The sequence below is a fragment of the Paenibacillus sp. 01T422 genome (assembly GCF_056398785.1).
The window spans coordinates 1-1,785 of the sequence record NZ_JBFTQB010001173.1 but is presented as its reverse complement, the minus strand read 5'-3'; the positions used below and the strand labels follow the sequence as shown (position 1 = coordinate 1,785).

2 protein-coding genes, 3 tRNA genes and 1 rRNA gene are annotated in these 1,785 nt (G+C 48.4%); 1 reads left to right on the top strand and 5 read right to left on the bottom strand.

Annotated features, from left to right (window positions below; translation table 11 throughout):
• A partial coding sequence (locus AC1DUA_RS36860; RefSeq protein ID WP_477504443.1) for a helix-turn-helix transcriptional regulator occupies positions 1 to 349 on the top strand: 349 nt, incomplete at its 5' end.
• Between the two features lie 37 nt (positions 350 to 386).
• Here the strand turns inward: AC1DUA_RS36860 and AC1DUA_RS36855 are convergent.
• From AC1DUA_RS36855 to rrf, 5 genes are all read right to left on the bottom strand, one after another.
• The gene (locus AC1DUA_RS36855; protein ID WP_477504442.1) at positions 387 to 1,094 is read right to left on the bottom strand and encodes a phytanoyl-CoA dioxygenase family protein; all 708 of its coding nucleotides are present in this window, start codon (positions 1,092 to 1,094) and stop codon (positions 387 to 389) included.
• Between the two features lie 177 nt (positions 1,095 to 1,271).
• Positions 1,272 to 1,351 (bottom strand) — tRNA-Leu (locus AC1DUA_RS36850).
• Between the two features lie 18 nt (positions 1,352 to 1,369).
• Positions 1,370 to 1,445 (bottom strand) — tRNA-Lys (locus AC1DUA_RS36845).
• 5 nt (positions 1,446 to 1,450) lie between these two features.
• Positions 1,451 to 1,527, bottom strand: a tRNA-Met gene (locus AC1DUA_RS36840).
• A gap of 54 nt (positions 1,528 to 1,581) precedes the next feature.
• Positions 1,582 to 1,698, bottom strand: a 5S ribosomal RNA gene (rrf, locus tag AC1DUA_RS36835).
• Positions 1,699 to 1,785 lie beyond the last annotated feature (87 nt).

Here is a 1,785-nt window from a genome sequence, read left to right as displayed (position 1 = left end):
GTTTTTACCTGTCTTATTTCATTTTGAGAGGAGGAAATACGTGGCTGCATCGTTTTTTGATCAGAACGTCAAGGTCGCACAAGGTATCCTATTCGAAGAAAAGCTGGACGTTTACACGGAGCATGAATTTCATATGCATGCCGCACTGGAAGTTACCGGCTCGACCCCGAATGAGTTCATCATTCGGCTTCGCCTTCAGTACGCAGCTCATATGCTGATGCATACACATGATTCCATCACAGATATAGCACTTGCTTGCGGCTTCAGTACCCCGAGCTACTTCAACAAAGTGTTCAAAGAGCATAGGGGCACGACACCCAGCGTGTACCGCAAGCAGGCAGCAACATAATAGCGTATCACAGCTACGATAGATTAAAAATTTGGCTTTATCCTTTTGTGTATCCGGACAAAAGGACACGGTCCTCTAGCCGTTTGCCCGTCTGGGCGTACCGGCAGCTTGCAGCCGCGACTTGAAAGGCATATGCGCGTCTGGGCTTATCCGTATGATTCTGCTTGCTGTGATGCAGCGTTTCACGATGGAAGAATACAGCATCGCCGGGGGCTAATGGTGGACAAGGCACACCATTAGCCGGTTCTGTAGCACGCCTGTGACCAGGCTCTGTGTTGATATTTGGCTGCCGTCCAAGTAAATGTGATCCTGGTGCCAGCCATAGACCGGCGTTCTGCTGACTGATATCATCCAGTGCAATGAAGCCATTGAGCATATGGCCGAGAATATGGGTATATTGATTATCCTGATGCCACTCCAGCCCATTCCCGTGGGGAGCCACGACCGCATACATCCCCATCCACAGTTTGACTTGATCCCCTAGAATTTGTTCCAGAACGCTTACAACATCTGGACTCGTCAAAAATCCCGTGGTCTCAGGGTACAACTCCTGCTCCGCAGCAATATTAATTATACCTTTGCTTTTCCATTCGCCAGTCCCTTTTTCGTTTGCAAAGGCAGCGTTCTCCTCATTGATCGCATCTACCATTTCTTTTGTGAGAAAGCCCGGAGCATAAAAGAAACCTTCCCGATAAAATTGCTCGACCATCTCCTGCGTTAATACAAACTTCGTAGCTTGTGTCATTTGCCTCAACCTCCTTTGTGGATATAACATTATTGTAAATGAGAATGACTTATAATTACTTGCAATCGACGAGGTGAATACTAGCAACTTTGTTCACTACAATTCAAATTGCTGCAAAAAATGCAGAAAAAGCAAAAAGGATTAAGTTAGTGATAACTTAATCCTTTTTGCTAGGTATGCGCGTAGAGGGACTTGAACCCCCACGGTCGCCCGCTAGATCCTAAGTCTAGTGCGTCTGCCAATTCCGCCATACGCGCATGCTGTAATTAGGCAAATGGTGAGTCATGTAGGATTCGAACCTACGACACCCTGATTAAAAGTCAGGTGCTCTACCAACTGAGCTAATGACTCATAATTGGTTGCGGGGGCAGGATTTGAACCTGCGGCCTTCGGGTTATGAGCCCGACGAGCTACCGGGCTGCTCCACCCCGCGTCATTGTAGGCTATTGCCTTAAACTCTTGTAATAAATATCCCACAAGGGATACTGCTTGGCAACGTTCTACTCTCCCAGAACCCTGCGGTTCAAGTACCATCGACGCTGGAGGGCTTAACGGTCGTGTTCGAGATGGGAACGCGTGGGTCCCCTCCGCCATCATCACCAAACAGTCAAAGCGTGGTTTTCGAGATGGGAACGCGTGGGTCCCCTCCGCCATCATCACCAAACAGTCAAAGCGTGGTTTGCGCCTTGAA